The 25,611-nt window shown below is 58.9% G+C and carries 23 protein-coding genes; 4 read left to right on the top strand and 19 right to left on the bottom strand.

Annotation, left to right across the window (positions count from 1 at the left end; all coding sequences use genetic code 11):
- Positions 1-193: 193 nt before the first annotated feature.
- On the top strand, positions 194-619 hold the full coding sequence (locus ACGK9W_RS15900) for a thioesterase family protein (RefSeq protein ID WP_008172718.1): 426 nt from the start codon (positions 194-196) through the stop codon (positions 617-619).
- Here the strand turns inward: ACGK9W_RS15900 and ACGK9W_RS15895 are convergent.
- From ACGK9W_RS15895 to ACGK9W_RS15875, 5 genes are all read right to left on the bottom strand, one after another.
- Positions 605-1,942 carry an MATE family efflux transporter gene (locus tag ACGK9W_RS15895; RefSeq protein WP_405417479.1) on the bottom strand — a complete coding sequence of 446 codons (1,338 nt, stop codon included), beginning with the start codon at positions 1,940-1,942 and terminating at the stop codon, positions 605-607. The genes ACGK9W_RS15900 and ACGK9W_RS15895 overlap by 15 nt on opposite strands.
- A gap of 228 nt (positions 1,943-2,170) precedes the next feature.
- Positions 2,171-2,668: a thiol peroxidase gene (gene tpx / locus ACGK9W_RS15890; protein ID WP_008172722.1), complete on the bottom strand. Its 498-nt coding sequence runs from the start codon at positions 2,666-2,668 to the stop codon at positions 2,171-2,173.
- 239 nt (positions 2,669-2,907) lie between these two features.
- Positions 2,908-4,128: a Bcr/CflA family multidrug efflux MFS transporter gene (locus ACGK9W_RS15885; protein WP_405417477.1), complete on the bottom strand. Its 1,221-nt coding sequence runs from the start codon at positions 4,126-4,128 to the stop codon at positions 2,908-2,910.
- Positions 4,129-4,363: 235 nt separating this feature from the next.
- Positions 4,364-5,275, bottom strand: coding sequence for a LysR family transcriptional regulator (locus ACGK9W_RS15880; RefSeq protein WP_008172727.1), 912 nt, complete (start codon positions 5,273-5,275; stop codon positions 4,364-4,366).
- A 33-nt stretch (positions 5,276-5,308) separates the two neighbouring features.
- Positions 5,309-6,532: an alpha/beta hydrolase gene (locus ACGK9W_RS15875; RefSeq protein ID WP_405417475.1), complete on the bottom strand. Its 1,224-nt coding sequence runs from the start codon at positions 6,530-6,532 to the stop codon at positions 5,309-5,311.
- Between the two features lie 133 nt (positions 6,533-6,665).
- On the opposite strand from ACGK9W_RS15875, the gene ACGK9W_RS15870 reads away from it, so the two are divergent.
- On the top strand, positions 6,666-7,337 hold the full coding sequence (locus ACGK9W_RS15870) for a haloacid dehalogenase type II (RefSeq protein WP_104270924.1): 672 nt from the start codon (positions 6,666-6,668) through the stop codon (positions 7,335-7,337).
- 148 nt (positions 7,338-7,485) lie between these two features.
- Here the strand turns inward: ACGK9W_RS15870 and ACGK9W_RS15865 are convergent, their stop codons facing one another.
- Positions 7,486-8,637, bottom strand: coding sequence for an alpha/beta fold hydrolase (locus ACGK9W_RS15865; protein ID WP_039881962.1), 1,152 nt, complete (start codon positions 8,635-8,637; stop codon positions 7,486-7,488).
- Positions 8,638-8,862: 225 nt separating this feature from the next.
- On the opposite strand from ACGK9W_RS15865, the gene ACGK9W_RS15860 reads away from it, so the two are divergent.
- On the top strand, positions 8,863-9,756 hold the full coding sequence (locus ACGK9W_RS15860; RefSeq protein WP_039881963.1) for an acyltransferase: 894 nt from the start codon (positions 8,863-8,865) through the stop codon (positions 9,754-9,756).
- Between the two features lie 10 nt (positions 9,757-9,766).
- Here the strand turns inward: ACGK9W_RS15860 and ACGK9W_RS15855 are convergent, their stop codons facing one another.
- The 12 genes from ACGK9W_RS15855 to folE form a co-directional block, all read right to left on the bottom strand.
- A complete protein-coding gene (locus ACGK9W_RS15855; RefSeq protein WP_008172739.1) occupies positions 9,767-9,970 on the bottom strand; it encodes a hypothetical protein in 204 nt (67 codons plus the stop codon).
- A 61-nt stretch (positions 9,971-10,031) separates the two neighbouring features.
- Entirely contained in the window at positions 10,032-12,017 is a 1,986-nt protein-coding gene (locus tag ACGK9W_RS15850) for a ribonuclease R family protein (RefSeq protein ID WP_008172740.1), read from the bottom strand.
- Positions 12,018-12,090: 73 nt separating this feature from the next.
- A complete protein-coding gene (locus ACGK9W_RS15845; protein WP_008172742.1) occupies positions 12,091-13,809 on the bottom strand; it encodes a diguanylate cyclase in 1,719 nt (572 codons plus the stop codon).
- Positions 13,810-13,965: 156 nt separating this feature from the next.
- Positions 13,966-14,415, bottom strand: a complete 450-nt coding sequence (locus ACGK9W_RS15840; RefSeq protein ID WP_008172744.1) for a DUF411 domain-containing protein — start codon at positions 14,413-14,415, stop codon at positions 13,966-13,968.
- A gap of 126 nt (positions 14,416-14,541) precedes the next feature.
- Positions 14,542-17,163, bottom strand: coding sequence for a heavy metal translocating P-type ATPase (locus ACGK9W_RS15835; protein ID WP_405417471.1), 2,622 nt, complete (start codon positions 17,161-17,163; stop codon positions 14,542-14,544).
- Positions 17,164-17,169: 6 nt separating this feature from the next.
- Positions 17,170-17,613, bottom strand: a complete 444-nt coding sequence (locus ACGK9W_RS15830; RefSeq protein WP_273095609.1) for a MerR family DNA-binding protein — start codon at positions 17,611-17,613, stop codon at positions 17,170-17,172.
- Between the two features lie 153 nt (positions 17,614-17,766).
- Positions 17,767-18,078 (bottom strand): hypothetical protein, encoded by a 312-nt coding sequence (locus tag ACGK9W_RS15825; protein WP_008172753.1) that lies wholly within the window; start codon positions 18,076-18,078, stop codon positions 17,767-17,769.
- A gap of 50 nt (positions 18,079-18,128) precedes the next feature.
- A complete protein-coding gene (locus tag ACGK9W_RS15820; protein WP_405417469.1) occupies positions 18,129-20,396 on the bottom strand; it encodes an EAL domain-containing protein in 2,268 nt (755 codons plus the stop codon).
- A gap of 55 nt (positions 20,397-20,451) precedes the next feature.
- Complete coding sequence (locus ACGK9W_RS15815) at positions 20,452-21,768, bottom strand: HD-GYP domain-containing protein (RefSeq protein WP_053113276.1); 1,317 nt, start codon at positions 21,766-21,768, stop codon at positions 20,452-20,454.
- A 106-nt stretch (positions 21,769-21,874) separates the two neighbouring features.
- A complete protein-coding gene (locus ACGK9W_RS15810; RefSeq protein WP_053113275.1) occupies positions 21,875-22,312 on the bottom strand; it encodes a CoA-binding protein in 438 nt (145 codons plus the stop codon).
- 23 nt (positions 22,313-22,335) lie between these two features.
- A complete protein-coding gene (folX, locus tag ACGK9W_RS15805; RefSeq protein ID WP_053113274.1) occupies positions 22,336-22,710 on the bottom strand; it encodes a dihydroneopterin triphosphate 2'-epimerase in 375 nt (124 codons plus the stop codon).
- 24 nt (positions 22,711-22,734) lie between these two features.
- A complete protein-coding gene (gene folE, locus ACGK9W_RS15800; RefSeq protein ID WP_008172758.1) occupies positions 22,735-23,304 on the bottom strand; it encodes a GTP cyclohydrolase I FolE in 570 nt (189 codons plus the stop codon).
- Between the two features lie 196 nt (positions 23,305-23,500).
- Between folE and ACGK9W_RS15795 the strand changes: the two genes are divergently transcribed.
- On the top strand, positions 23,501-24,421 hold the full coding sequence (locus ACGK9W_RS15795) for an alpha/beta fold hydrolase (protein WP_008172759.1): 921 nt from the start codon (positions 23,501-23,503) through the stop codon (positions 24,419-24,421).
- 19 nt (positions 24,422-24,440) lie between these two features.
- Here the strand turns inward: ACGK9W_RS15795 and ACGK9W_RS15790 are convergent, their stop codons facing one another.
- Positions 24,441-25,508, bottom strand: coding sequence for a GGDEF domain-containing protein (locus ACGK9W_RS15790; RefSeq protein WP_273070364.1), 1,068 nt, complete (start codon positions 25,506-25,508; stop codon positions 24,441-24,443).
- Positions 25,509-25,611: the final 103 nt, after the last annotated feature.

Here is a 25,611-nt window from a genome sequence, read left to right as displayed (position 1 = left end):
AGTCAAGCGTCACATGGACGTGCCGCAAGGAGCGTGTTTTGGAAAGCCCTTCCCTGCCGTCGCTCCACCAAAACCATCGGCGCGGAGGTCTCATAGCAAGATAACCGATTTGGGACTGGGCGTCTTGAGATGAACACTAAAGTCGAACAGCGTATGATTTGCCCCAAGATACCCAGTGAAAACAGGAACCCCCGTGGCCCGAATCAAACTCTCCTTCCCGGACGACGTCTTCTGCTTCGAAACCAGAATGCCCGTCAGAATCACCGACATCAACGGCGCCAACCACCTCGGCAACGACGCCCTGATCTCGATGCTCTCCGAAGCCCGGGCCCAGTTCCTGGTCAGTTACGGTATCCAGGAAGCGAGCAAAGACGGCACCGGCATTATCGTTACCGACCTGGCCACCATGTACCAGTCGGAATCCTTCTTCCCGGAAATGCTGCGTTTTGAAGTGGGTCTGATGGACTTCAACAAGTATGGCGGGGATTTCGTGTTCCGGGTCACCAAGGCCGAGAGCGGCCAGCCGGTGGCACTGGCCAAATACGGATTCGTCTTCTTCAACTACCACCGCAAGGAAGTGGTGCCGGTACCCGAGAGCTTTCGTTCACGCTTTGCCTGAGGCGAGCTCCGCCTTCAAACGCGTCATGCCGGCCCGGTAGAAGCTGTAAGCCATGGCGCCGGCGAACAGATTGCCCACCAGCGCACCACTCATAAGGCCATAGACCCCGTTGATCTGGCTACCGATCCAGAGCAGGGGCAGGAAGCACAGGAACAGGCGCAGGGTGGACACCAGCAGGGCCCGCATCGCCAGTCCGAGGGCATTGCACACCGACACCATCAGCATGCACACGCCCAGACCGCTGTAGCTGAGCGGCACCCGCACCAGATAACCGGCGAGAACCTTCTGAACATCACTGTCGCTGGAGAACAGTTCCGACACCAACCCGGAAGCCACCACCCAGGTCAGGCCGATGGCCAGCTGCCAGACCACCACAAACCGGACCGCAAGGCGCACCAGTTTACGGATCTGCTCGATATCCCCGGCACCCAATAACCGGCCAATCATCGGCGGCATCGACATGGTCAGGGCCAGCACCACCACAATTGAGAAAAACTCCAGACGGGTGCCCAGGCCCCAGGCGGCAACGGCGGCGGAGCCAAAGCCGGCCACCAAGGCTGTCGCCAGCATGGCCGAGACAGCCGGCATCAGTTGGCTGACCATGGCAGGGGCCATGATGCCGTTGAGCTGTTTCAGGGCCTTCCAGAGGGCAAGCTCGCGCAGATCGAAACGGACCCAGTGGCGTTTCAGCAGTTTCGGGTAGATCACCAGGCAGCCGATACCGAAAGAGGTAACGGTGGCCCAGGCGGCGCCGGGCAGTCCCCAGCCGAAAACAAAGATGTAGAGTGGGTCCAGGGCGATGTTGGTCAGACTCGTGGCCACCATCATATATCCCGGCAATTTGGTGTCACCGTGGGAGCGACACACGCTGTAGCCGAAGTACAGGAACGCCCCGGTCCAGGCGGCCATCAGCCAGGGAACCCAGTACTGCCGGATCAGCGGCAGAAGTGAGTCTTCCGCGCTAAGGGCGGTCATGATGGGCCCCTGCAGAAACCAAAGCGCCACGCAGATGACAAAAACGAGGCTGCCGCCAACGGTAATGATCAGGCCGCCCAGCCGGAAGGCGCGCAGTTCATCGCCGGCACCCAGGGTGCGGGAAACGATAGCTGTGGTCGCAATGCCCAGACCCACCTGAAGGCCGATGATCAACTGCTGCATCGGCAGTGTGAAGCCCAGTGCCGCCAGCGGATCCCGGCCCAGCTGACCCACGAAGGCACTGTCGGCCAGCTGGAAGGTCATCAGGGACAACACGCCGAACAGCATGGGCCAGGTCATGCTGTAGAGCTGGCGGGCCAGGGATGGGTTTTGGGTGGTGGTCTGCACGGGGTGTTGTGGGCCTTCGGTTAGGATTCGGGCTTTGGGCGGGGATTCTAACAGGTTCTGGTTTTGGAGCATGCAGTCGGCTGGGGGCGGGCTTCTGAAACACGCTGTGAATACATCCCTGTACGCTCGGCTCCGCCATCCATGGCTCCGCACGGTTTCAGAAGCCCGCCCCCATCCAACTGCCCCGAAAACCGGTGATATGTCCGGCGCTCAGGGCGATAAGAAGCGTTACAGCACCTTCAGCGCCGCATCGTAATCCGGCTCATCCTTGATCTCATCAACCAGCTGGCTGTGGATGACCTTGTCGTTCTCATCCAGTACGACCACCGCCCTGGCGCAGAGACCGGCGAGGGGGCCATCCTGAATGGCAACGCCGTAGTCCTGCTGGAAGCTGTAGTTCCGGAAGGTGGAGAGGGTTTCGACGTTTTTCAGGCCTTCGGCGCCGCAGAACCGGGCGGCGGCGAAAGGCAGGTCGGCGGAGACGACCAGGACCACGGTGTTGTCCAGGCTGCCAGCCTTTTCGTTGAATTTCCGGGTGGAGGCGGCGCAGACGCCGGTGTCGATGCTGGGGATGATGTTCAGGATTTTGCGTTTGCCGGCCCAGTTGTCGAGTTTGACTTCTTCCAGCCCGCTGTTGGTGAGGGTAAAGGGAGGCGCGTTGTCGCCTGTCTCGGGAAATTTGCCGCTCAGTTCAATGGGATTGCCGTCCAGATTAACGCTGCTCATGGTATTTGCTCCTCGGTGTCTGGTTTAGAGTCTTACGTACTCTGTGTAGACCACTTTGGATGATTTTGCCTGTTCGCTTTGGCGGTTGGGCTGATGCGGGAGGGCTTTTCAAAACACGCTCCTTGCGGCACGTCCCTGTGACGCTTGGCTGTCGCCATCCATGGCGACAGACAGTTTTGGAAAGCCCTCCCGCATCAGCCTCCTAGCATCAGAGTCTTTTCCCCTGAGGCCATTAGACTTCAATTACTGGTTATTGATTGTGGTTCGAAACCTTTCGCAGGATAACGTTGAACCAGCACCAGATAACAGGCCATCGCGAGTGCTGCGCAGGCGGCAATGATCAAGGCCATTACCAGAGAGGTGCCATCGTGCAGGTGGCCGACCAGCATGCCGGCAACAGCGGCGACGGCCATCTGGGTGAAGCCGAACAGGGCCGAGGCGGAGCCGGCCATGGTGGGGAAGTTCGCCAGGGCGCCGGCCATGGTCTGGGGCAGGACCATCCCGGTGCCGATCATGAACAGGGCCTGAGGCAGGATCACCGCCCAGACGTTGAACACTTCACTCAATGCCAGCACGGCCATCAGGCTGCCGCCAGCTACGGCAATGATCAGGCCGCGCACAAGGATCTGGTCCGGCACCAGGCGACGGCCGAGACGGACGGCGGTCAGGTTGCCGACAATATAACCGGCCACCATACAGGCGAAGTACAGGCCGAACTGCTCGGTCGGTACGCCCAGGAAATCGATCAGGACGAACGAAGAACCGGACAGGAACGCAAACAGTCCGGAAAAGATCAGCGCGTTGGTCAGGGTGTAGCCCACGAAGCTGATGTCCTTCGCGATGGTCCGATAGTTCCGCAGCAGGCTGCAGATTTTAAGGGATTGGCGATGCTCCGGACGCATGGGCTCGGGAATACCAAAGGCAACCACCACGGCCATCACCAGGGCGTAGCCACCCAGAGCCAGGAATACCGAAGCCCAACCCAGGCTGGCCGTCAACAGGCCACCGATGGTCGGCGCGACCGCCGGAGCCAGGGCCATGATACTGGCCAGGATAGCCAGGATTTTGGCGGCTTCGCGGGGCGTATAGATATCCCGAATGGCCGCCCGACCCAGAACCGGCCCGGCAGAACCGCCAAGGGCCTGCAGGAAACGGAACAGAATCAGTGTTTCGATGTTCGTCGCCAGGGCACAGCCGATGCTGGCAATGGCGAAAAGCACAAAACCACCGATCATGATCGGTTTGCGACCAAAACGGTCCGCCAACGGACCGCAAACCAGCTGAGCAATGGCAAAGCCCACCAGATACAGGCTCAGTGTCAGCTGAACCTGATCGGTGCCGGTGCCAAAGTCTGAACCTATCTGGGGAAGTGCCGGCAAATACATATCTGTTGCCAGCGGCCCAAGGGCCACAGCGGCAGCAAGCAGAACGGTTGTCCAGACACTCGTCAAAGTCAGCATGTGTTTCCCGATGCGTTATCTCAAAATTCCGACAGGGCGGGTTGGGTAAGGCTTTCCAAAACTGTGCGGAGCCATGGATGGCGGAGCCCAAGCGTCACAGGGACGTGCCGTAAGGAGCGTGTTTTGGAAAGCCTTACCCAACCCGGCCTATAAGGGAGTGAAGGCAGTCTAGGTCAGAGGAGTTCAGAAGATAACGCCAGCAAAGCTCATACAACCTATGAGCAAAACTAATTGATTAACTTTTAAGACCGTTGAGGGTAGCGGCAACGGCATTCACCTGGTTGCGCAGCCACTTGTGGGCGGGATCGTTCTGATTGCGGCGGTGCCACAGCATTAGCAGGGTAAAGGGTTTGAAATCAAAAGGTAGCGGAACCCAGGCGAAGTCCCGGAGTAAGTGTTTGCTCATGCCCTCCGGGGCCGTAGCAAGCATATCTGTTCCGCGGAGGAACTCCGGTAGGCCGGAGAAGTTGGAGACCGTCACCACATTGCGACGAACCAGACCACGGGTGTCCATGGCGGTTTCCACAGTCGGTTTTTCGCCGGTGGCGAACAACAGGGCAATGTGGTCTGCCTTAAGGTATTCCGGCAGATCCGCTGGCGGTTTCCGGTGTTCAGGATCATAGAACACCACCATGCGATCGGCCATCAGGCCCCGCTGCATAATGTCCGTCGCCTCCGGCGCGTGGGGAGAAATCACCAGATCACAGACATCCTTCCGCAAAAGGTCTGCCCGAGGAATGCCAGATGGAATCACCTGAAGGCTGATGCCCGGAGCTTCCTGCCGCAACGTTCGCACCAGGCCCGGCAAAAGCAGGTCCCGCTGGTAGTCATTGGCAGCAATCGTGAAGGTGAACTCTGCCGTGGCGGGACTGAACGGCGGGCCCGAGGACAGCGACTGCAGGTCATCCAAAATCTGGCGGATATGGGGCCCGGCCTGAAGTGCGTAGCGGGTTGGCACAATGCCGCGCCCGGACTTCACGAACAGGGGGTCGCCCAGGGCCTGGCGCAGACGTTCCAGCGTGTGACTCACCGCAGACTGGGTAACGCCCAGCCTGACTGCCGCGCGGGACACGCTGCCTTCATCAAGCACCGCCAGAAAGGTGCTGAGGGCCCGGAAATCCAGGTTGAATGTATCAATCGGGTTCATGAATGGCAGTGTAACCCGATGCCTGCGGTGGCGCTACGGCGCCTCGCCTGATTCGTTTGCCTGAATGAATGTTCCAACAGCCTCTGCCAGATCGTCGAACCAGGGGTTGTAAGTCAGCCGGCTGGTATACACCGGACGCTCCGTGTCGTGCCAGGCACTGAACCAGAGATCTTCCTCCGGCAACTGCCGGCAACCCTCCAGAGAGATGTTATTCGGTTCCAGGCATCGCTGCAGTGGCGCGCCCAGGCCATAGAGTTCGTTGTTCGGAGCAATCAGCAGCGACTGGTGCGAGAACTCCAGGATATTGGCGTCAGGCAAATAGCTGTTGAGAAACCTGATGCGCTCATCAGCCTGCGCGTTGGGCCAGGGTGTGCGGGTATCCCGAAAGATCACCATGGCGTTCCCTGGATTGGTAAACCGTTCCCGGAACTGCGTGATGAGATAGTCGAGGTTTATCACCGAGTCGGCCTCCGTGGCAGCCAGGAACAAAGGCATATCGATGCTTTCTTGCTGCACTATCCGGCCCTGGGCCGCCGATATAACGTCGCCGATCTGACTGCCGGCGTTGAAGGAAAACGACTCGTACTTCACCGGATTAAGTTCGGGCTCCTTCTCTACAAAATCAGCAAACACGTCGGCGATGGGCGCCAGCCAGAGGTAGTCCCGCAAACCGTTAAGCTGCCAGGCCGGTGCAACCGCAATCAGACCCGCCGGTCGAGGACCGGTCTCTGAAAGCGCGTAATCTGTGGCCAGTGCCCCGCCCAGAGAAAAACCGCCAATAAACGCCCGATCCACCTCCTGCGACAGGGCAATAAAGTGATTGCGTACCTGTTCGCGCCAGACCTCGGCGCTGGCCGTCACCATATCGCCGGGCCGGGTGCCATGTCCCTGCAGCAACAGCGTCCGGACTTCAACGCACTGATCCGCCAGGTAACGGGCCAGATCCCGGAACACAAAGGGTGAATCGCTCAGGCCGTGAACCAATAGGATCCCGGCACGATCCCCGGAGCTGCAACCTGCCGCCGGTGCCAGCCGGTACGGCAGGTTCCACTGCACCTGCTGCTCCCGCTCAAACCCGTAAACCGGCACCAGATTGGTATCGACATAGGCTTTGACAGATTCCACGTAGCGGTCGAAGTCGGTAACCGGCTCGGCGCCCAGGGTTGAGGGCCCGGGGCTGTAGAGTTGAGTGCTGGTGGCGCAGGCGGCAGTGGCGGCCAGCACCAGTAAAACAAGTAAAGTCCTGAGGATAGTCATAGCCGGCGTGTGGGTTTCGCCCCTTTGGTATTTACCGTCGTCATTGCTGACTGTGTTGAGTGATCGTTCAAATCCCGATACTGTGACTCCAGTATATGACCCCGAACCCCCTTCCGGATGAGGAGCCCCACCGATGACCATGACCCTCGCTTTCGACGTCTACGGAACCCTGGTTGACCCCATGGGCATGTCCCGCCTGCTGGCGGAAGACGCGGGCGACAGGGCAGAAGCCGTGGCCGCGCTGTGGCGGGAGAAGCAATTGGAGTTCTCGTTTCGCAAGGGCCTGATGAAAGTCTACGAAGACTTCGGTATCTGCACCCGACAAGCCCTGCGCTACGCCATGGCCACCCATAAACTGACCCTGTCCGAAGAGCGCGAAAACGCCCTGATGGCAGCCTACCTGTCTTTGCCCGCGTTCGAGGACGCGTTGCCGGCGTTAAAGAGTCTCAGAGGCGAGTACCCGCTGTTCGCATTCTCCAATGGTGGTTATCCAGCACTGGAGAAAGTGCTCGGGCACAACGACTTGCTCGACCAATTTGAAGGCCTGGTATCGGTAGACGATATCAAGAGTTTCAAACCTGATCCTGCCGTTTACACCTATGCCCGGCGCGCAACCGGTTCCTGGGAAAAACCCCTGTGTCTTGTGTCCAGTAACGCCTGGGATGTGATTGGTGCACGAGCTGCAGGATTACTCGCAATCTGGGTACAGAGGGATCCGAACAAGGTATTTGAAGACTGGGGGATTCAACCCTCAGCAGTGATCAACAGCCTTTCAGAACTGCAGGAAACACTGAAAAACCTCTGAAGTAAGAGGAGGCAGGTGTCGGGGAGGGCTTTCCAAAACTGTCTGTCGCCATGGATGGCGACAGTCAAGCGTCACATGGACGTGCCGCAAGGAGCGTGTTTTGGAAAGCCCTCCCCGACACCTGCCGGCAAACTCCAAACTCAAAAACTCAGTCCGACCGAAAAGCGAGCCAATCCGCCAACTCCAGCCAACTCTGACGAGGCGCCTTACTCCCCGCAAGAATGCCCATATGACCACCCGGCACAACCCGGAACGTCTTGTCCGTAGAGCTCACATGATCCATCACCCGCTTGGCCGCACCCGGCGTCACCAGCGTATCGTCGCCCCCGGCGATGGCCAGTAAGTTGGCACTCACATTATCCAGCCTGGCAACATCTTCACCGATCTGGATCTCACCTTTTGACAGCTGATTGTCGATCCAGACCCTCACCACCGTGTCCTGAATGATCCCGCCGGGGTAGGCCACCATACGGTCCAGAAACGCCGACGTGGTGGCGTGGTTGGTGACAAACTCCCGGTCACCCAGACGGATGATCAGTTCCCAGTAACTCATCACGCTGGCAATCGGATTGGTCAGCTTGAACCCGATGGTATTGGCCCAGCCGGGGGTATGAAACCAGTGAGGTTTCACATCGTGAAGCCGGAACCCGGTGCGTTTCCGCACAAACCCGGCCACATCCGCCATGCGCTGATTCACAAGCCCCAGGATCCCGGATGCATGGCTGTCGATCGGCGAGCCCAGCACAATGGCATTGCGCACATGTTGATCGTTGCTGAGCGCGGAATAGAACAGCGTGAACATGCCACCCATACTCCAGCCATGCAGCGACAACTCCTGTTCACCGCTATGCTCCCGAACCCGGTTCAGGTAGGCCGGCAGCAACTCGGCCACATAGGTATGCAGGTTGTAGTGACTGTGTTCCCGCGTGGGCATGCCCCAGTCGATCAGATACACCTCAAATCCCTTGGCACGCAGAAACCGAACCAGACTGCGCTGGGGAAACAGATCGTAGATCAGCATATTCACCGCCAGGGGCGGCACGATCACAATCGGTGTCTTATGGGCCGTGCGCTCAACCGCAATGGTCTCGCCTTCCAGCTCGATGAAATCCTCGGCCAGTGGTGGGTAGTAACGCAGGCTGACCAGACCATCGGTATACAGGGTTTCAAACGGCGTCTGCCCGGCCTGCACCAGACTGGCGGCCCGGAACACCCGGTCGAAAGCGTTGCCGGCATAAAGGGCCGTTTGCCGGGTAACGCCTGCCGCCCGGTCAGCGGCGGATTTGAAGAGATTGGGCATGGGAATGTCCATGGAGAATTTGACGCTCACTATACGGATTACCGAACTTCTACTGTCCCGTCTCGCAGGCCAGACATCGAGATTATCCATGGTGAGGCGCAAATCACCATGGCAGAAGTGTCCAAACCGGTGGGCAAACCGGTCACTTCAGGCCACTGCCCAATGCGGTCTGTGGTTGCTATCATTAGCCCCTATTTGGAAACAATAACCAGAAACAGGACCGCCATGCTCAGCTTTCTCCCTGCCCCCGTCATCGGTGTACTCAATTCTATCCTGTTGGGAATCAACACCCTGTTCTGGTGCATCCTGCTCTACATCCCGGCCATTCTCAAACTCATCATCCCCATCCAGGGCTTCCGGGTCCTGTGTACTCGGGTCATCATCTGGATCGCGGAAGCCTGGGTTGCCTGCAACACCGGCTGGATGAAGCTGACCCATGGCACGAAATGGGATGTGAAAGGTGCCGAAAACCTCCAGCGGGAAAGCTGGTACCTGGTGCTGGCCAATCACCAGAGCTGGGTGGATATCTTCGCCATGCAGCGGGTGTTCAACCATCGGGCGCCGTTCCTCAAGTTCTTCCTCAAGCAGCAGCTGATCTGGGTGCCGGTGATCGGCCTCGCGTGGTGGGGCCTGGATTTCCCGTTTATGAAGCGCTACACCCGGGAATACCTGATCAAACATCCGGAGAAGCGGGGCGAGGATCTTCGGTCAACCCGCAGGGCCTGTGAGAAGTTCCGGTACACCCCGGTGAGTGTGATGAACTTTGTCGAAGGCACCCGGTTTACCCAGGCCAAACACGACAAACAGAAGTCGGCCTACAAGCACCTGCTGACGCCCAAGGCTGGCGGTGCCGCCTTCGTGCTCGACGCCATGGGCGATTCGATCCAGACCCTGGTGGACGTGACCATCGCCTATCCGGACGGAGCACCCACCTTCTGGGAGTTTATCTGTGGCCGGGTCAAGGAAGTCAAAATGGAAATCCACACCGTTGATATCCCGGAGCATCTGAAAGGCCGGGACTACTCAACGGATGCAGAGCACCGCCGGAACGTGAAAAACTGGCTGGGGGATCAGTGGCAGGCGAAGGATGAACGGCTGGAGCGGATGCTGGCCCGGTAATTACCGGGCATCAGCTGTCGGAGTCGTCTTCCACTTCATCCGGGTGTTCCTGCTTGTAGCGCTCCCACTCTTCCCAGTCGTGGGGCGTCCCCGCATGGGGCCGGCGCAGGTGCTTGGCGTGCTCCATGGCGTTATGGCGCAGGCTGTGGTCCCGCTCTTCCTCTTCCTTGTCAAAACCGTACTTTTTCAGAAATTCGTCAGGGCTGATGGGCATGGCGCACCTCCATCAAAGGAATATGTCCTTGTAAGTACGATGCGCCTGCCCGTGTGGTTTTTCAACCGTCGTCGGAGCCGGTCCCGGTCGGGATCTCCTGTGCTTCCACCAGCTTGAAATTGATCTGCCTGCGCTCTTCGTCCACGCCTGCAAAGCTTACCGTTACCGGCTGCTCCAGCTGGAAGATTCGGCCGTTCTTGTTGTGGATCAGGCGAAGAGTAACGGGGTCAAAGCTGTATTTGCCATCCAGATCCTTGCAGCTGACGAACCCTTCCAATCCGTTGGCATCCAGCCGTACAAAGAAACCGGCGGGCACCGTGCGGCTGATCACACCGCTCATGGGTTCTTCGCCGAGTGTTTTGGCAAAGTCACTCTTGAGCCAGGCTTCCAGACTGTTTGCCGCCTGGCGGGCACGGATCTGGGCTGCTTGCAGAGCCTCCAGCTGATCCTCGCTCAAGGCCTTCATGGGGGTATCCCACAGTGCCGATTTGATCAGCCGGTGGACATAGAAGTCCGAGAACTTGCGCAGTGGCGAAGTAAACGTGGTGTAGGCGTCCAGGCCCATACCCTGGTGAGGCGCGGGCTTGAAGCTCAGTTCGGCCCGGGCCAGCTGGCGGGACAGTATGGCTTTGACCGGCACCTCGGCTTCCAGGGCATCGGTTTCTTTCATCAGTTTCCGGAAGCCTTCGGCCTGATGGGCATCAACCCCCGAGAGATGTGGTGCGTGGCTGTCGATCAGTGCCCGGATGTTGTCGGCGCGATCATCCCGTAGCCCGGGGTGCTGGATAAACAACCCTGCAGTCTGGTTGGCGAGGAAGTCTGCGGCGCAGCGGTTGGCGGCGACCATGCACTCTTCCACCAGCCGATGGGCTTCATTCTGGACGGACGGTTCAATCAGCCGGATGCGTTTGTTTTCATCGAGCCGGAGGCGGAATTCCGGCCGGTCGCCGCTCAGCAGCGCATGTTCACTGCGCCATTTCCTGAGTGCTGTCGCTGCCTGGTGCAACTGGTCCAGGCTGTTGGCAACGTCGTCCGGAAGTGCCTTGATCTCATCGTCCTCCCGACCTTCGATCAGGTTTGAGACGAGCTCGTAGCTGAGCTTGCCCTTGGACTGGATAACCGCCTGGTGAAAGCTGTAGTCGCCCAGGCTGCCATCGTTGTTAACCTGAAGATCACATACCAGAGCCAGCCGCTTCACGTCTGGCATCAGAGAGCACAGGCGGGTGCTGATGCTGTCAGGCAGCATGGGCAGGGGTTCGCCCGGGAAGTAAATGGCGGTGGCGCGATTGAACGCCTCCTGCTCCGCGGGGCTGTCGGTTTCGATCACAGCGGTCGGGTCGGCAATGGCGATCGACAGCGTCCAGCCGGTGGCGTTGGGTTCGGCCAGCAGGGCATCGTCCATGTCCTGGGTGCCCGGGCTGTCGATGGTCACATACGGGCGATCCGTGCGGTCTTCCCGCCCGGCTTCCCGGGATTCGATATCACTCTCACTGAGGCTGTCGGCCTGTGTACGCACCGCGTCCGGCCAGGTGTCGGCCAGATCAAAGGTAGCCAGGGTGAAAGAGCGTTCAATACCGGGTTCTCCCGCCTTGCCGATTACCCGCAGTACCTTGGCCTGGCCCTTGCCATCCTTGATCGGATGCTTGTGAATCTGACAGTAGAGGTAATCGTCCTGCTGGGCGTTCATTCGCTCTTTGGGGGGAATGAAGATCCAGCGGTTGATGCCCGGGGTTTCGGGCACCACGAAATGGCCTTTGCCTTTCACCAGGTAACGGCCAACAAAGGTGTTCAGGCGGGTTTCCAGCAGTTCGTCCACAACACCCTGGGTTTTGCCTTTCTCAACCTCCTGCTCGGTGACATTCACCCGGTCCCCGGGCAGCACCTTCTGCATTTCCTCGGGTGGCAGGAAGACATCCCGGCCTTCGTCGAGCGCAACAAATCCGAAGCGGCCATTGGTGGCTTTGACTGTTCCGGGAAAAACCACCTTGTTGTCCTTGATATCCGATTTCAGCTGGCGCAACTGGCTGAGGGCGTCGGCATTGAGCATGAAGTAACCTGGCTGGTAAAAAAATGAATGATGGGGCGGAGTATAACGGTTATGGCGGTATGAGTCAGACCCGTTACGCGGGGTTAATCTCCGGGTCTTCCGAGGTGGTAATACAGACCCGGTTGCGCCCCTCATCCTTGGCCTGATAAAGCGCCCGATCCGCTTGACGAAGAATGGTATCGGTGCTGTCACCCGGCAGAGCAAAGTAGCCACCAACACTGACGGTGACCTGGGTGCCGGTTTTGCGGCTCTCCTGTTCCACGGATTCCCGGATGCGGAGGGCGATACGGTGTAGTGTCTCTGGATCGCAGGGCGACAACAGGACCACGAACTCGTCCCCACCCCAGCGTCCCGGATGGTCGTAGGGGCGCACGCCGGCTTTCAGCCACAGGGCAACCCGGCACAGGATCTGATCGCCGGCCTGATGGCCCAGGTTGTCATTGATGCTCTTGAAATGGTCAATGTCCAGCCAGATCACGCCAAAGCCGGTCTCCTGGCGGCGGGCCCGCTGGATTTCCTCATCCAGCACTTCGTCCAGGCCGCGACGGTTTTTCAGGCCGGTCAGGGGATCGACGCGGGCCAGTCGGTTCAACTCATCCGTTCTTTGAGCGACTTTTTCTTCGAGTTCCCGGGTAGAGTGGCCGAGGCTCTGGGTCATTTTCTCGAAATGATCCGCCAGCCAGCCGATCTCATTATCCGGTTTATCCAGCCGCGGCAGATCGAAGCTGCCCTCCCGGACTTTTTCCACGGCGTGTTCCAGGCTCATGATGGGCTTGAGAATCCGGGACTGGATAATCAGGTGGAACAGCACCAGTGTGACCAGCAGTGTGCCCAGGAATACCGCCACCAGCGGCCACAGATAGCTGGTTGGCAAGAGTGTATTGAGGTCAAGCAGGGTGATCTCAAACCAGCCAATCGCCGGCAGGAAGGCAACCCCGGCCAGATGCTTGCGGCCATCCACCGTCACGAAGCCGCTTTCCACCTGGCCGGCCTGGTCGCCCGGCTTCTTGAGAAGCTGCAACATACCGAGAATCTGCTGCTTGTCCTGGGGATCATCGAACAGCAGGTCGATGGTGTTCTTCTGGCCTTCGGGTTTGATGATGCTGGCGAAGTCGATGTAGTTCCGGTCGCGATAGAGCTGGATGGCGCCATTGTAATCCACGAACAGGGTGGTGATGCCCTCCTGACCGATGTCGACAATATCCTGCAGAAAAGCATCCAGACTCAGACCGGTTCCGACCATACCGACAATTTCGCCGGCCTCATCGCGCATCAGCACATCAATCCAGAGTTTGGTAACACCCAGCTCGGTATCCGGATTTACGTTGAGGTGGAAGTCGCGACCTTCTTCTATGAGCTGGAAAAACCAGGCGTCATCCGGCTTGTCTTTATCCAGCACATATCGGAACTGGTTACCGGCGTATTCGTTCTCCTCGTTGTTGTAGTAATAGTGGGCATTGTTGACGAGGGCAACGAAGTAGTTGTTGTCCCGGAAATTGGAACGAAAACTCTCCATCTGGCGGATGGCTTCAGCTTGGAGTGCGGTGTCATCCGGATTAGCGGCCCAGTTGATCAGGGCGGAGGAACTGGCCATCTGTTTGGCCAACCCGATTTCCCGCTCCAGGGACTGCAGCAGGCGGGCGCTGTCGTAGCGAACCTGTATTTCCGCGACCTGTTGGCCCCAGCGTTCGATGATGCTCTCGGACAGCTCCCGGTAGGCCAGCCACGAAGCCACGGAAGCCACGATGATGAGACTGGCGGCCAGGCCAAGGATGCGGGTTTTAAGGCTCAACGAGTATCCCTCTCGGATTTTTCTGGGTTTCTGGGCGCCAATGATAGAACACTGGTTAACCAGAGTGTAGAAAAAACAGACAGGGACTGGCAGGAAGCGGGAGGAAAAGGAGGCCGCAAGGGCCGATAAATACCGGCCCTTGCCTGGTTATTGGCGTTAATTGTGCTCGGAAAAGATCCGGGTCTGTCCCGCCTCGTTAAACAGGATGACCTTGTAATGATCTTTCCGGTCGCCCATTTCCATGCCGGGTGACCCCATGGGCATCCCGGGCACGCTGAGGCCGGTGGCCTGGGGTGCTTCGCTGATCAGGCGCTTGATGTCCTCGGCTGGCACATGGCCCTCGATGACGTAGTCACCCACGAATGCGGTATGGCAACTGCCAAGACCGGCAATCAGGCCTGCGTCGGCCTTGATCCTGCCCATATCGTTGGTGTTGGTCGCCTCCACCTCGAAGCCATTTTCTTTCAGGTGATCTATCCAGTCATCACAGCAGCCGCAGGTCGGGGATTTGTAAACGTGGATGCTCTGGGCTGCGCCGGCTGCCAGCGCCGTGGTGCTGAATCCCAGGGCTGCCATCAGGCCAAAAGCCAGGGTGTGTTTTTTCATGGCAAGTACCTCAGTGGTGATGTTGATGTTTACTTGAGCCTGTGTCGTCAGAACCGGAAAGCCAGAACCACCAGACGATGGCTGCCATCAGGGCAAGACCTCCGACGTTGACCAGCATTGTTTCCATCAGTTCCGCTCCTGTTGCTGTTTCGGATCACTGTTGCTGTCGTTCTGTTCCGGACGGTGACTGGTTCGGAACAACCTCAGACGGTTGGCGTTCGAAACCACCGTCACCGAAGACAGGGACATGGCAGCGCCGGCCAGTATCGGACTCATCAGTATTCCCCAGACAGGGTAGAGCAGGCCGGCGGCCACCGGAATACCCATTGTGTTGTATACGAACGCGCCAAACAGGTTCTGGTGAATATTTTTCACCGTGGCCCGGGAGATCTCGATGGCATCGGGCACGCCGTGGAGCGAGCCTCGCATCAGCGTGATGCCGGCGCTCTCAATGGCCACATCCGTGCCGGTGCCGATGGCAAAACCGACGTCCGCCGCCGCCAGGGCCGGAGCATCGTTGATGCCGTCGCCGACCATGGCGACTGTGTGGCCCTTGCCGCGCATTTCACTGACCACCTCGGCCTTGTCTTCAGGCAGCACTTCCGCGCGATAGTCATCGATGCCGGCTTTTTTCGCGATGGCCTTTGCGGTGGCGTCGACATCGCCTGTGACCATCATCACCTTGATGCCAGCCTTGTGAAGGCGCTGGATGGCAGCCTTGGAGTCCGGTTTGATGGCATCGGCAACGCCAATGACCCCCAGAGCTTCGGTGCCCAATGCCAGAAACAGGGGCGTGCCGGCTTCTTGGGTAATCGAGTGGGCGGCATCGTCCAGATCGCCCAGCGTAACGCCCTGGTCTTCCAGCCAGCGGCGGTTGCCCAGACGCACGGGCTTGCCGTCGAGTTCACCTTGCACGCCTTTACCATTCAGGGCCTCGAAACCGGTCAGCTTCTCCAGCTGAACGCTTTTTTCTTTGGCCTTCGCCAGAATCGCCTCGGCCAAAGGGTGTTCGGAGTGTTGTTCCAGCCCCGCCGCGAGCGCCAGCAGGCGTTGCTCTTCACCGTCGCTGGCATGAACCCGGGTAACTGCCGGATGACCTTCGGTGATGGTGCCGGTTTTATCGAGTATCACCAGGTCCAGCTTACCGGCGGTCTGCAGCGCATCGCCCTGGCGGATCAGGGCGCCGTATTCCGCCGCCTTGCCAACGCCAACCATTACCGACATGGGCGTGGCCAGGCCCAGGGCGCAGGGGCAGGCGATGATCAGCACCGTGGTGGCGGCCACCATCATATGAACCACTGCCGGTTCCGGCCCGACGTTGTACCAGACCAGCGCCGCCACGACGGCAATCAGCATCACGGTGGGCACGAACACCGACGAAATCTTGTCCGCAAGCCGTCCAATGGCAGGCTTCGAGCCCTGGGCTTTTTTCACCAGCTTGATGATTTGAGCCAGCGCGGTGTCACTGCCAACCCGGGTGGCCTCGTAGACAATCGAACCATGGGTGTTGAGGGTGCCGGCAGACACCTCATCGCCTTCCGATTTGCTCACCGGCATGGGCTCACCGGTGAGCATGCTCTCATCAATGCGAGTAGAGCCTTCGGCAATCACGCCATCGACCGGCAGTTTCTCACCGGGTCTTACCCGGATGTGGTCGCCCTTGAGAACCTCCTCTACCGGAATGTCCTGCTCTTCACCATCCCGAATCACCCGCGCGGTTTTCGCCCGCAGGTCCAGCAACCGGCGCACCGCCTCCGATGTCTTGCCTTTGGCCCGAAGCTCCAGGGCCTGACCCAGGTTGATCAGGCCGATGATCATCGCCGAGGCCTCAAAGTAGACATGGCGAGCCATCTCCGGCAACGCGCCGGGAATACTGGTGACGACAATGGAATAAAGCCAGGCGGTGCCGGTACCCAGGGCAATCAGGGTGTCCATGTTGGCGTTATGGTGCCGGAATGCCTTCCAAGCACCAGTGTAGAAGTGTCGTCCGGTAGCGATCATTACCCCAAGAGTGAGAATGCCCAGGTTCAGCCAGGTGAGCTGATTGGCATCCGTCACCATCATGGTGTCGAAACCCATGCCGTAGACCATCAGCCCAAGACCCAGGCTCAGACTCACGGCCATCTTTATCAGCAGTGTCTTGTACTGCTTCCGGTCTTCCTCCTGCTTGCGTGCGTCCGCTTCGTCCTCGTCCTCGATCACGCTGGCGCCATAACCGGCATTTTCTATTGCCTTCACCAGCGCCTCGGGATCGGCATCACCCGTGGCCGTGGCGGTATTGTCCGCCAGGTTCATATGGGAATGGCGGATACCGGAGACCGACATCAGGGCCTTCTCAATGGTGTTTACACAGGAAGAACAGGTAGCACCGGTCACTGACAGATGAATCTGCCCGTCCGCACCGGCTGCTGCCCCAGAACCAGTCGGAGCAGAATCTGCCTCGGTTGCCTGATCTTCCGAGTTGTCGGCGGTATCGGCCTCATCCTTATTCCCTGAAGAACAGCAACTGGCCGGCTCGGCGTCTTCCTGGAAAGGCTCGGCCGGGTAGCCGGTCTCGGTAACGATCCGAGCCGCCTCACCGGCATCCACGCCCTCCGGCAGAGCCACGGTCTGCTTTTCCAGATCGACTTCAACCAGCTCAACGTCACCAGTCAACGGCTCCAGGGCGCTGCGAATCTTCTTCACACAGCCCTGGCAGGAAGCACCGGAAATGCTGAGAGTGGTTTGTAAAACAGGTGTGTCAGTCATCCAGAATCACTCCTCGTTCTGTTCAGTTGCCCCGCAACAGGGCGCCGGATCATCCCAGTGTTCGATCAACCGGCAAATGGTATGGCCATCGGGCGTACCATCCGGCATGTCCTGCCAGGCGGCCAGCGCGGCGGTCATCCGCTTGCGCAACTGCTGCAGCTCCCGAATCTCCCGCTCAACCTCCGCCAACCGATGCTGAAACACATCCCGAACCATCGGACACGGCGAATGATGATTGTCCGCCTGATCCAGGATCTGTCTTATCTCAGGCAACGAAAATCCCAGCTGCCGCGCCTTACGGGCAAACCGAAGCCGTCGAAGATCCTCGGCATCGAACTGCTGGTAGTTGTTGTCCGGGTTACGGGTCGGTTTGAGCAGGTTCTCGCGGGTGTAAAACCGGACCGTATCCGGGTTTACGTCAGCGGCTTCTGCAAGCTCTTTTACTTTCATCGCCTTGTTCTCAATGTGCCAAAGATAATGGCTTCAGGAACCAGAGACTGAAGTCAGCACGGCAAACTCCAAACCAATTAATAATAGAGTAAAACCTGTGAGCAACTCACAGGTCAAAGGTTTTCTTGAGGAGGGAAAATCGAAGGACGGCTATCAATCCCGCGAGCGAAGAAACGTACCGCAGGTCTTGCACTGATCCGGCGCCATCAGCTTCGCCTGCCAGCCAATCTTGTGGCCACAAGCCGGACACGCCAGCTTCAGCTGCAGAACAATAATAGGCGTGATCAGCGCAGCGATCAGAACACCCAGGGGGCCCCAGCTTTCACCGCTGGACAACCCAAGCTGACTGCTGAACACCAGAATGACGGTCAGCGCCACAAACGCGAAAATGAAATAGTTCCGGTTCCAGCGTTCCCACTGGCGAATTTTATCGTCCTGCTCCGGAGTCAGGTATTGCGCGGCCATAGAATCTCACCTGAAGGATTTACCCGTATCTTGGGGACGGGCCGCGGCAATTACAATCCGGAATCGGCCTTAATGCCCGCCACCAGAACACCGGAAGCCAAGGCCTTCTCAAGGTCGGAAACCGGAATCGGTCGGCTGATCAGATAACCCTGGGCAAAGTTACATCGATGATTCTTCAGGAAACTCAGCTGCTCCTCGGTTTCCACACCCTCGGCCACCACCTCAATACCCAGGTTGTGAGCCAGGTTGATCACCGCCCGGGTAATCACCGCGTCGTCATGGCGTTCCGTGACTTCCGTGATAAACGAGCGGTCGATTTTCAGCAGGTCAACGGGGAAATCCCGAAGGTAACCGAGCGACGAATAACCCACCCCGAAGTCATCAATGGCAAGGTGAACACCCAACTGGTGCAGACGCGAAAGCTGATTCAGGTTGTGCTCGATGTTCTGGATGAAGATTTCCTCGGTGAGCTCGACCTCCAGGCGATTCGCCGGCACATTCTCCGCCGCCAGGGCTTCCCGAATGTGGTCCACCAGATCCTCGTCGTCCAGCTCCCGGCCCGAGAGATTGACCGCAATGCGCAGGCCCTCATGGGGAGTGCCTTTCCATGCGGCCAACTGCCGACAGGCCGCCATGACCACCCAGCGCCCGATATCAGTGATCCGACCGCTCTCTTCCGCCAGCGGGATAAACTCCACCGGCGGCAGAAGACCGCGGCGGGGATGGCGCCAGCGGATCAGCGCCTCGACGCTCTGGATTTCACCGGTGTTCAGGTTCAGCTGGGGTTGATAGAAGAGCACGAATTCGTTGTTGGCCAGGGCCTGGCTCAGATCCTTGTCCAGTTCAAGACGCATGACTTCCCGTTGCTGCATGCCCTCGGTATAGAACTGATAGGTATTCCGGCCCTGTTCCTTGGCCCGGTAGAGGGCAATGTCGGCATTGCGCAACAGCGTATCCGCATCCAGACCGCTCTGCGGGTACACCGCTACACCCATTGTGGCGGTAATGCTGTGGGACTGTCCCTGAACATCGAAGGGCTGGTCGAAGCACTGTTTGATCTGGCCCAGCAGGTGAATGATGTCGTCAATGTCGTCCACCTGTTGCTGGCAGAACATGAACTCATCGCCCCCGGAGTAGGCCACCAGCAGGCGTTCATTGCTGAGGCGGTTCAGCCGCTCGGACACCTTGATCAGCAGTTCATCCCCGAACTGGTGGCCGAGGGAGTCGTTGAGGGTCTGGAAACGGTCCAGGTCCAGCATCACCAGGGCAACCTGGCGCATCTGGCGATCGGCAATGTTCAGGGTGTGGGACAGGTCTTCCATGAAGAACCGACGGTTCGCCAGGCCGGTGAGGGTGTCGGTGGATTCCAGTCGCGCCAGATCTTTCTGAATGGCGGTGCGCTGCGCGATTTCCTGATCCAGTTCCCGGCGGGTCTTCAGCAGCGCGCGGTTGCGCTTGAGAATGAGCTGTACCAGCAGCGTGGTCAGACTGGTCAGCAGACCCATCAGCAAAAGGGTTGCAAAGGTCATCCCCGGCCAATAGCTGTACTGGCTTTCCACCCATTCAGTGGAAGGGCGCAGGGTCAATGTCCAGTCCAGGGTCGGCAAATTAACGTCCTGGGTCTGGGCAAAGTCGCGACTAACCGGCTGGGACACGTTCAGTTCATAGCTCACCTCGCCGGCCTCGCGAATCTCGACCCGGAAGGATTCCAGAACCCGCTCGGTGAGAAGCTGGCGCGCCAGCACTTCCATTCTGAACACGCCCGCTATAAAGCCATTATTCTCGGGGCCGGCACCCACCGGTGCATAGATCACCATGCCCTTGCCGCCCTGGCGCAAATTAATGATACCGGAAAGATCCCAGCTGCCGGACTGTTTCGCCCGTTCCAGTGCCTGGCGCCGTTCCTCGTTGAAGGCGACGTTGTAGCCGATGACCTCTTCGTTGTCGGTAATCGGCTCCAGCCAGCGGATAATGAAATCGTAGTCAATCCACTCAATGGCCTGGTAAACGCCGAAGTCGTCGAGGTAGTTGCGGGCATCCCGCCGCCACTCCTGTTTGGTTTTGGCAGGGTCTGCCTCCAGGCGTTTGGCCATGCGCCGGATGGCTTCGGCGTGGATCAGAAATTCCCGCTCCAGGTGGTTGGCCATGGCCCGGGCTTCGTTGGTCAGGTTTGCTTCTATCTGACGTTTGTCCTGCTGTACCAGCCCGTAGCGCAGGCCGGCTGCCAGACCCAGGAAAACCAGAAAGATCACCACCGGAAACAGCGGGCTCAGCAGGCCCGAGACAACAGGTTTGGGAGGTGATACAGGTTGTTCCACAGGTTACTCCGTGACTTTAAACGGTGGTACCGGGCAGTCGGCAGCGCCAGCGCAATTATGAAGCATTTCTACCGGCCACCGCCATCAGTTGCTTGATTCGGTCCCGAAGCGAGACTCCAAAGGCGCCGTCGGACAGTGGCCGTGCAATTTCCGGAGAACCCTCGTCAGGTTCGGAACCCGTGCCTCCCAGGTCGATGATACGCGGGGTGACTGGCTGCTTGTCGCCATTGAGCAGCACCTCCACCTTTGGTTTCAGCTTGCGCCGGGGGTGGGTCGCCAGGACGATGGCCACTTCGCCCGTCGACAGCTCGACCAGGCTGCCGGGCGGATACACGCCAATCATCCGTATGAAGGCTTCCACCATGGAAGCGTCGAACTGTTGGCCGCGGTTACGGAACAGGATGCGAATGGCTTCGGAGGCCGGTAGCCCATCCCGGTAACACCGGTCGCTGGTAATGGCATCGAAGGCGTCGACGATGGAAACCAGACGGGCGAAACGGCTGATCTGCCACTCCGCCAGCTGTTCAGGATAGCCGCGACCATCCATGCGTTCATGGTGGTGACGGGAGACATCGCTGATAATCGGATCCAGATTGACATCAGCACAAAGCAATTCGTAACCCAGCGTTGTGTGCTGTCGCATGATGCTGTGCTCTTCTGGCGTCAACGGGCCGGGTTTATTGAGGATCTCGTCGGGAACCCTGAGTTTGCCAAGGTCGTGCAGCAGACCGCACATGCCCACGGTCTCCAGGTCTTCGTCCGGCATGCCCAGGAAGCGGGCAAAGGCGACACAGAATATAGCCACCCTGAGGCAATGCTCTGCGGTGTAGGCATCCCGGGACTTTATCCTGCTCATCCAGAACATGGCGCTTGCGTTGGCTTTCACGCTGTCGACGCACTCCCGGATGATGGGGCGGGCGCTCTGGAGGTTGAGGTCATTGCCGGCTTCAATCTGTCGGGTGACTTCTTCCACAAAGGCCTGGGTCCGGCTCCAGGTTGCGTGTGCCCTTGGGAGTTCCTGCTGGAGAGAGCAGGTTTCCGGCAGCGGTTCGCTGGTGCGACGCTTGAGTAGCGAGATCTGATCGAGCACCGGGTTCAGGCGTGATTCTTCATCCTCCACCAGAACCCACTCACAGTACTGCCGCAGAATCTGCGCCTGGTTGTCATCAGTCAGGGTGAAGCCCTGAAACAGAACCGGCACCTGGGTCCAGGGCCGGTCCAGGCTCACGACGCGCATGCCGGGCTGGAGAAGGTCCACCGGTAAGCGCACCCGCTGGAGAGTCGAAACAGGGGAGTCCGAATGAGTTGCGAGCGCCGACGGCGCCGAGACGGAATGTCGGTGCTGTTTGCTGGATTTACGTCGGAACCACATGGCTCTACCAGTCTTCTGTTTTATGTCCGGTGATTATGTCAGACCTGACAGACCGGTTACAGAAGAGTGCTGGAAGTGTGACGCAGTTCCTGATGCAGATCGGGTATCAGGCGTTTCCGGAAACTCTGGCAATCCCCAGCCGGGGAATTTCCTGCTTGGGGCAACGGTCCATCACCACGGTCAGCCCCGAGGCTTCCGCTCGCGCCGCCCCTTCATGGTTGATGACGCCAATCTGGAGCCAGACCACGGGGATTTTCAGATCGATGGCCTGGTCGATAATCGCATCGGTGCGCTCCGGCGCCAGGAACAGGTCAACCATGTCCACCGGTTCGGGAAGGCTTCGGAGGTCGGCGTATACCGTTTCACCGAGCACGGTCTGACCTGCCAGGCGGGGATTGACCGGTAGGATTCGGTAGCCCTGGGACTGCAGGTACTCCATGACCTCATGGGAAGGCCGGCTGGTCTTTTCACTCGCGCCGACAAGGGCGATGGTCCTGACAGTGGTCAGGATGTCACGCAACTGTTCCGGGCTGGTACTGGGCATGATGCTGGCGAAACCTCGCTGGATTAACGGTGTGCCTGCAGACAGACAGACACGGACTCCGCGTAGCGTAGCGCGTGGGGCTTGTCGATTTCCACCTCGGCCCACTGGACCGCCTCGTGTTCCATGACAATGGTCAGGACCTCGTGGGTCAGGCGTTCCAGCAGGGCGAAGCGATTGCCATCCACGTGGTGAATGATCTGCTTGGTGATGGTGCGATAGTTGAGGGCGGCAGAGATTTCATTCCGGTTTACCGCCTCAGAGGCATCGTAAGTCAGCGCGACGTTAATCAACACGTCCTGCTGATTATTGATTTCTTCTTCCTTGATGCCGATGTAGGCCCTGAGAAGAAGATCCTTGATGCGGACTTTTGCCAGGTGATTCCCGTTGACGTCTGTCATGCGCCCTCCCTCGGGTCAGATAGTTCAGCGATTGTTACTGATCAGCGTCAGAAACTCTGTGCGGGTCGCCTGGGATTTGCGGAACTGCCCCAGCATCATCGAGGTTTTCATGCGGGAATTCTGTTTCTCCACGCCCCGCATCATCATGCACATGTGCTGGGCTTCGATGACAACGGCCACGCCCTTGGCGCCCGTGACGCTCTCAACAGCTTCGGCAATCTGTCGGGTCAGGTTTTCCTGGATCTGCAGACGGCGGGCGTACATGTCGACGATGCGGGCAAACTTGGACAGGCCCAGTACCTTGCCAGCGGGCAGGTAGGCAATGTGGCACTTGCCGATGAACGGCAGCATATGGTGCTCACACATGCTGTAGAGTTCGATATCCTGAACCACGACCATTTCATCCATGGCCGATTCGAATACCGCATTGTTCACCAGGTCGCCAAGGTCCTGCTGGTACCCGCACGTGAGGAACTGCATGGCCTTGGCCGCGCGCATTGGAGTGTCTTGCAGACCCTCGCGATCCGGGTCTTCGCCCAGGCCATCGATGATGGCACGGAAGTGCCCTGAGAGGTCGTCAAGGAGTTTACTCATAGTCTTTTCCGGTTAGCAGTGTCTTACGAGGGCCAAAGCTTAAGGCAATTTGCCCGCCATCTCTACGCTTTACGCAGGCATCGTCGGAAAAGACCACTTTGGCCGCCACGCCCAATGGTATGGGCGGTGGGGCTATGGCAGTGGCGGCCGGTTTGTTCTACAGTTTCAGGCTATCAATGTTCGTCGGGGACAATGCATGGATGAGGTGATGCCGACCGTTGGTGGGGTTTCCGCCGCGGGGCGCGAGGAAGGCACCCTAGAAGGGTGGCAACATGGAGGTAAGTGGTTCAGTTTCGAGGGACATGCCATCTTCAGCCGGATGGCAGGCTCGGGAGAACCGCTGGTGCTGATCCATGGATTTCCCACTGCCAGCTGGGACTGGAATCGACTCTGGCCGATGCTGATTCAGCAGCACAACGTGCTGGCCCTGGACATGCTGGGCTTTGGCTTTTCCGATAAACCCGCCGATTACGATTACAGCATTGAAGACCAGGCGGATCTGTTTCAGGGCTGGATTGAGGGTCTGGGTCTGCCGTCCGTGCACCTTCTGGTTCATGACTACGGGTGCAGTGTTGCCCAGGAGCTTCTGGCGAGGGAGCAAGAGGACCTGCTGCCATTCCGGATTGCGAGTGTCTGTTTCCTCAACGGCGCCCTTTTCCCCGAGGTCCACAATCCCCTGCTTATTCAGAAGCTGCTGGGGAGCCCCTTTGGCGGGCTGATCAGCCGAGGCCTGACCCGACGCAGTTTCGAGCGAAACTTCCGCCGGTTATTCGGAAGCCAGAATCCGCCTGATCGGCAGGATATGGAGGATTTCTGGCACCTGCTGACCTATAACAACGGCCGGGGCATCCTGCATCATCTGATCCAGTTCATGGAAGAACGGCGCTGTCACCGCAACCGGTGGGTTGGCGCGCTGCAGAAGGCAACGCAGCCGATGCGATTGATTTCGGGTACCGCCGATCCGGTCTCGGGTGCCGGCATGGTCAGACGCTACAGGGAACTGATGCCCGATGGTGATGTGGTCACCCTCAGGAATATCGGGCACTACCCCCATCTGGAGTGCCCCTGGGAGGTTTTCAGTGCCTATCGGGAGTTTCGCAAGCGCTGCGAGGGATAACCCCCGGGGCGGGCTTTCCTCAGCCCGATGCGGAATCGGGCATATCCTCGGCACCCCGGCCTACAACCGGTAGCGGCCGGGCCGCGTTGACGACCTGGTTGCGACCCCGGGATTTTGCTTCGTAAAGCGCCTGGTCCGCCCGGTTCAGCCAGACTGACCAGGTCTCACCCTTGCTGACCTCTGCGACACTGGCACTGGCGGTTACCTTGATATCTTCCAGAAATGGCCGTGCGCTGATGCTGGTCAGAAGCTGATTTGCCAGCACATCGGCATCTTTCTGGCGGGTTTCCGGCAGAACGATCATGAACTCCTCACCACCAATCCGGAACAGTTGATCGCTCTCGCGCAGGCGGGATCTCAGGCGCAGTGCCATTTCCGTGAGCACCTTGTCGCCGGCCAGATGACCCCACTGATCGTTGATCGTCTTGAAGTAGTCAAGGTCCAGCAGAATCAGGCTGGAGACCCGCTCATACCGCTCCCGCATCTGAATCTGACCGTTGAGGATGTCAGCCAGTTGCGAACGGTTCAGACAGCCGGTCAGGGGATCGGTGGTTGCCAGTCGCGTGAGTTCCTGCTGAAGCTTGCCCACCAGCGAGGCGAAAATCATGGCAAACAGGCACGTGAGACCCAGCGAAAAGGTTATCCGCCAGAAGTCGGCCTCGGGAAATCGTAAAAAGGACACGACGGCCATAACAACAACGAAAACAATGTTGCTTCCAATCGCCTCCCTGAGCGGTAGTAAAAAGAACAGGGCCGTGGCAGCCGGGTAGGCCCAGTAAAGGCCGGCATGGCCATTGATGTGTGTCGAGTAGGCGGCACTGACCACGGCGAGCAGTGGAAACAGACGGCCTTTGAGGAAGTAGGTGCCCCGGAACCTCAGGAATGCGATAACCAGAAGGGCGTTCGTGCAGAACAGGACCAGTACCGCGGAAAGCAGATAATGGGATTGCTGCCATTGCACCAGAACCAGGGGCGCTACGGCGATAAATGCCCAGAAATGCAGGTGATAAACCAACTGGCGCTTGAACCCCAGCACCGCGAGTGTGGGGTTGGTGGCAAGGGTGGAGGGTGGTACCGAAAAATTCACAGCATACTCCCGCTGTTTGAGTCGTATCCGCCCGCGTCCGGTGCCGGGACAGTCTTGAAGTCTAGCATGGCCGTTCATTTAATGAAGCAGACAGCGCCGTTTA

It is taken from the genome of Marinobacter flavimaris, from assembly GCF_045057155.1.
In the GTDB taxonomy this organism is placed as follows: Bacteria; Pseudomonadota; Gammaproteobacteria; order Pseudomonadales; family Oleiphilaceae; genus Marinobacter; species Marinobacter manganoxydans.
The sequence above is the reverse complement of the archived record's forward strand: the minus strand, read 5'-3'. Positions and strand labels throughout refer to the sequence as shown.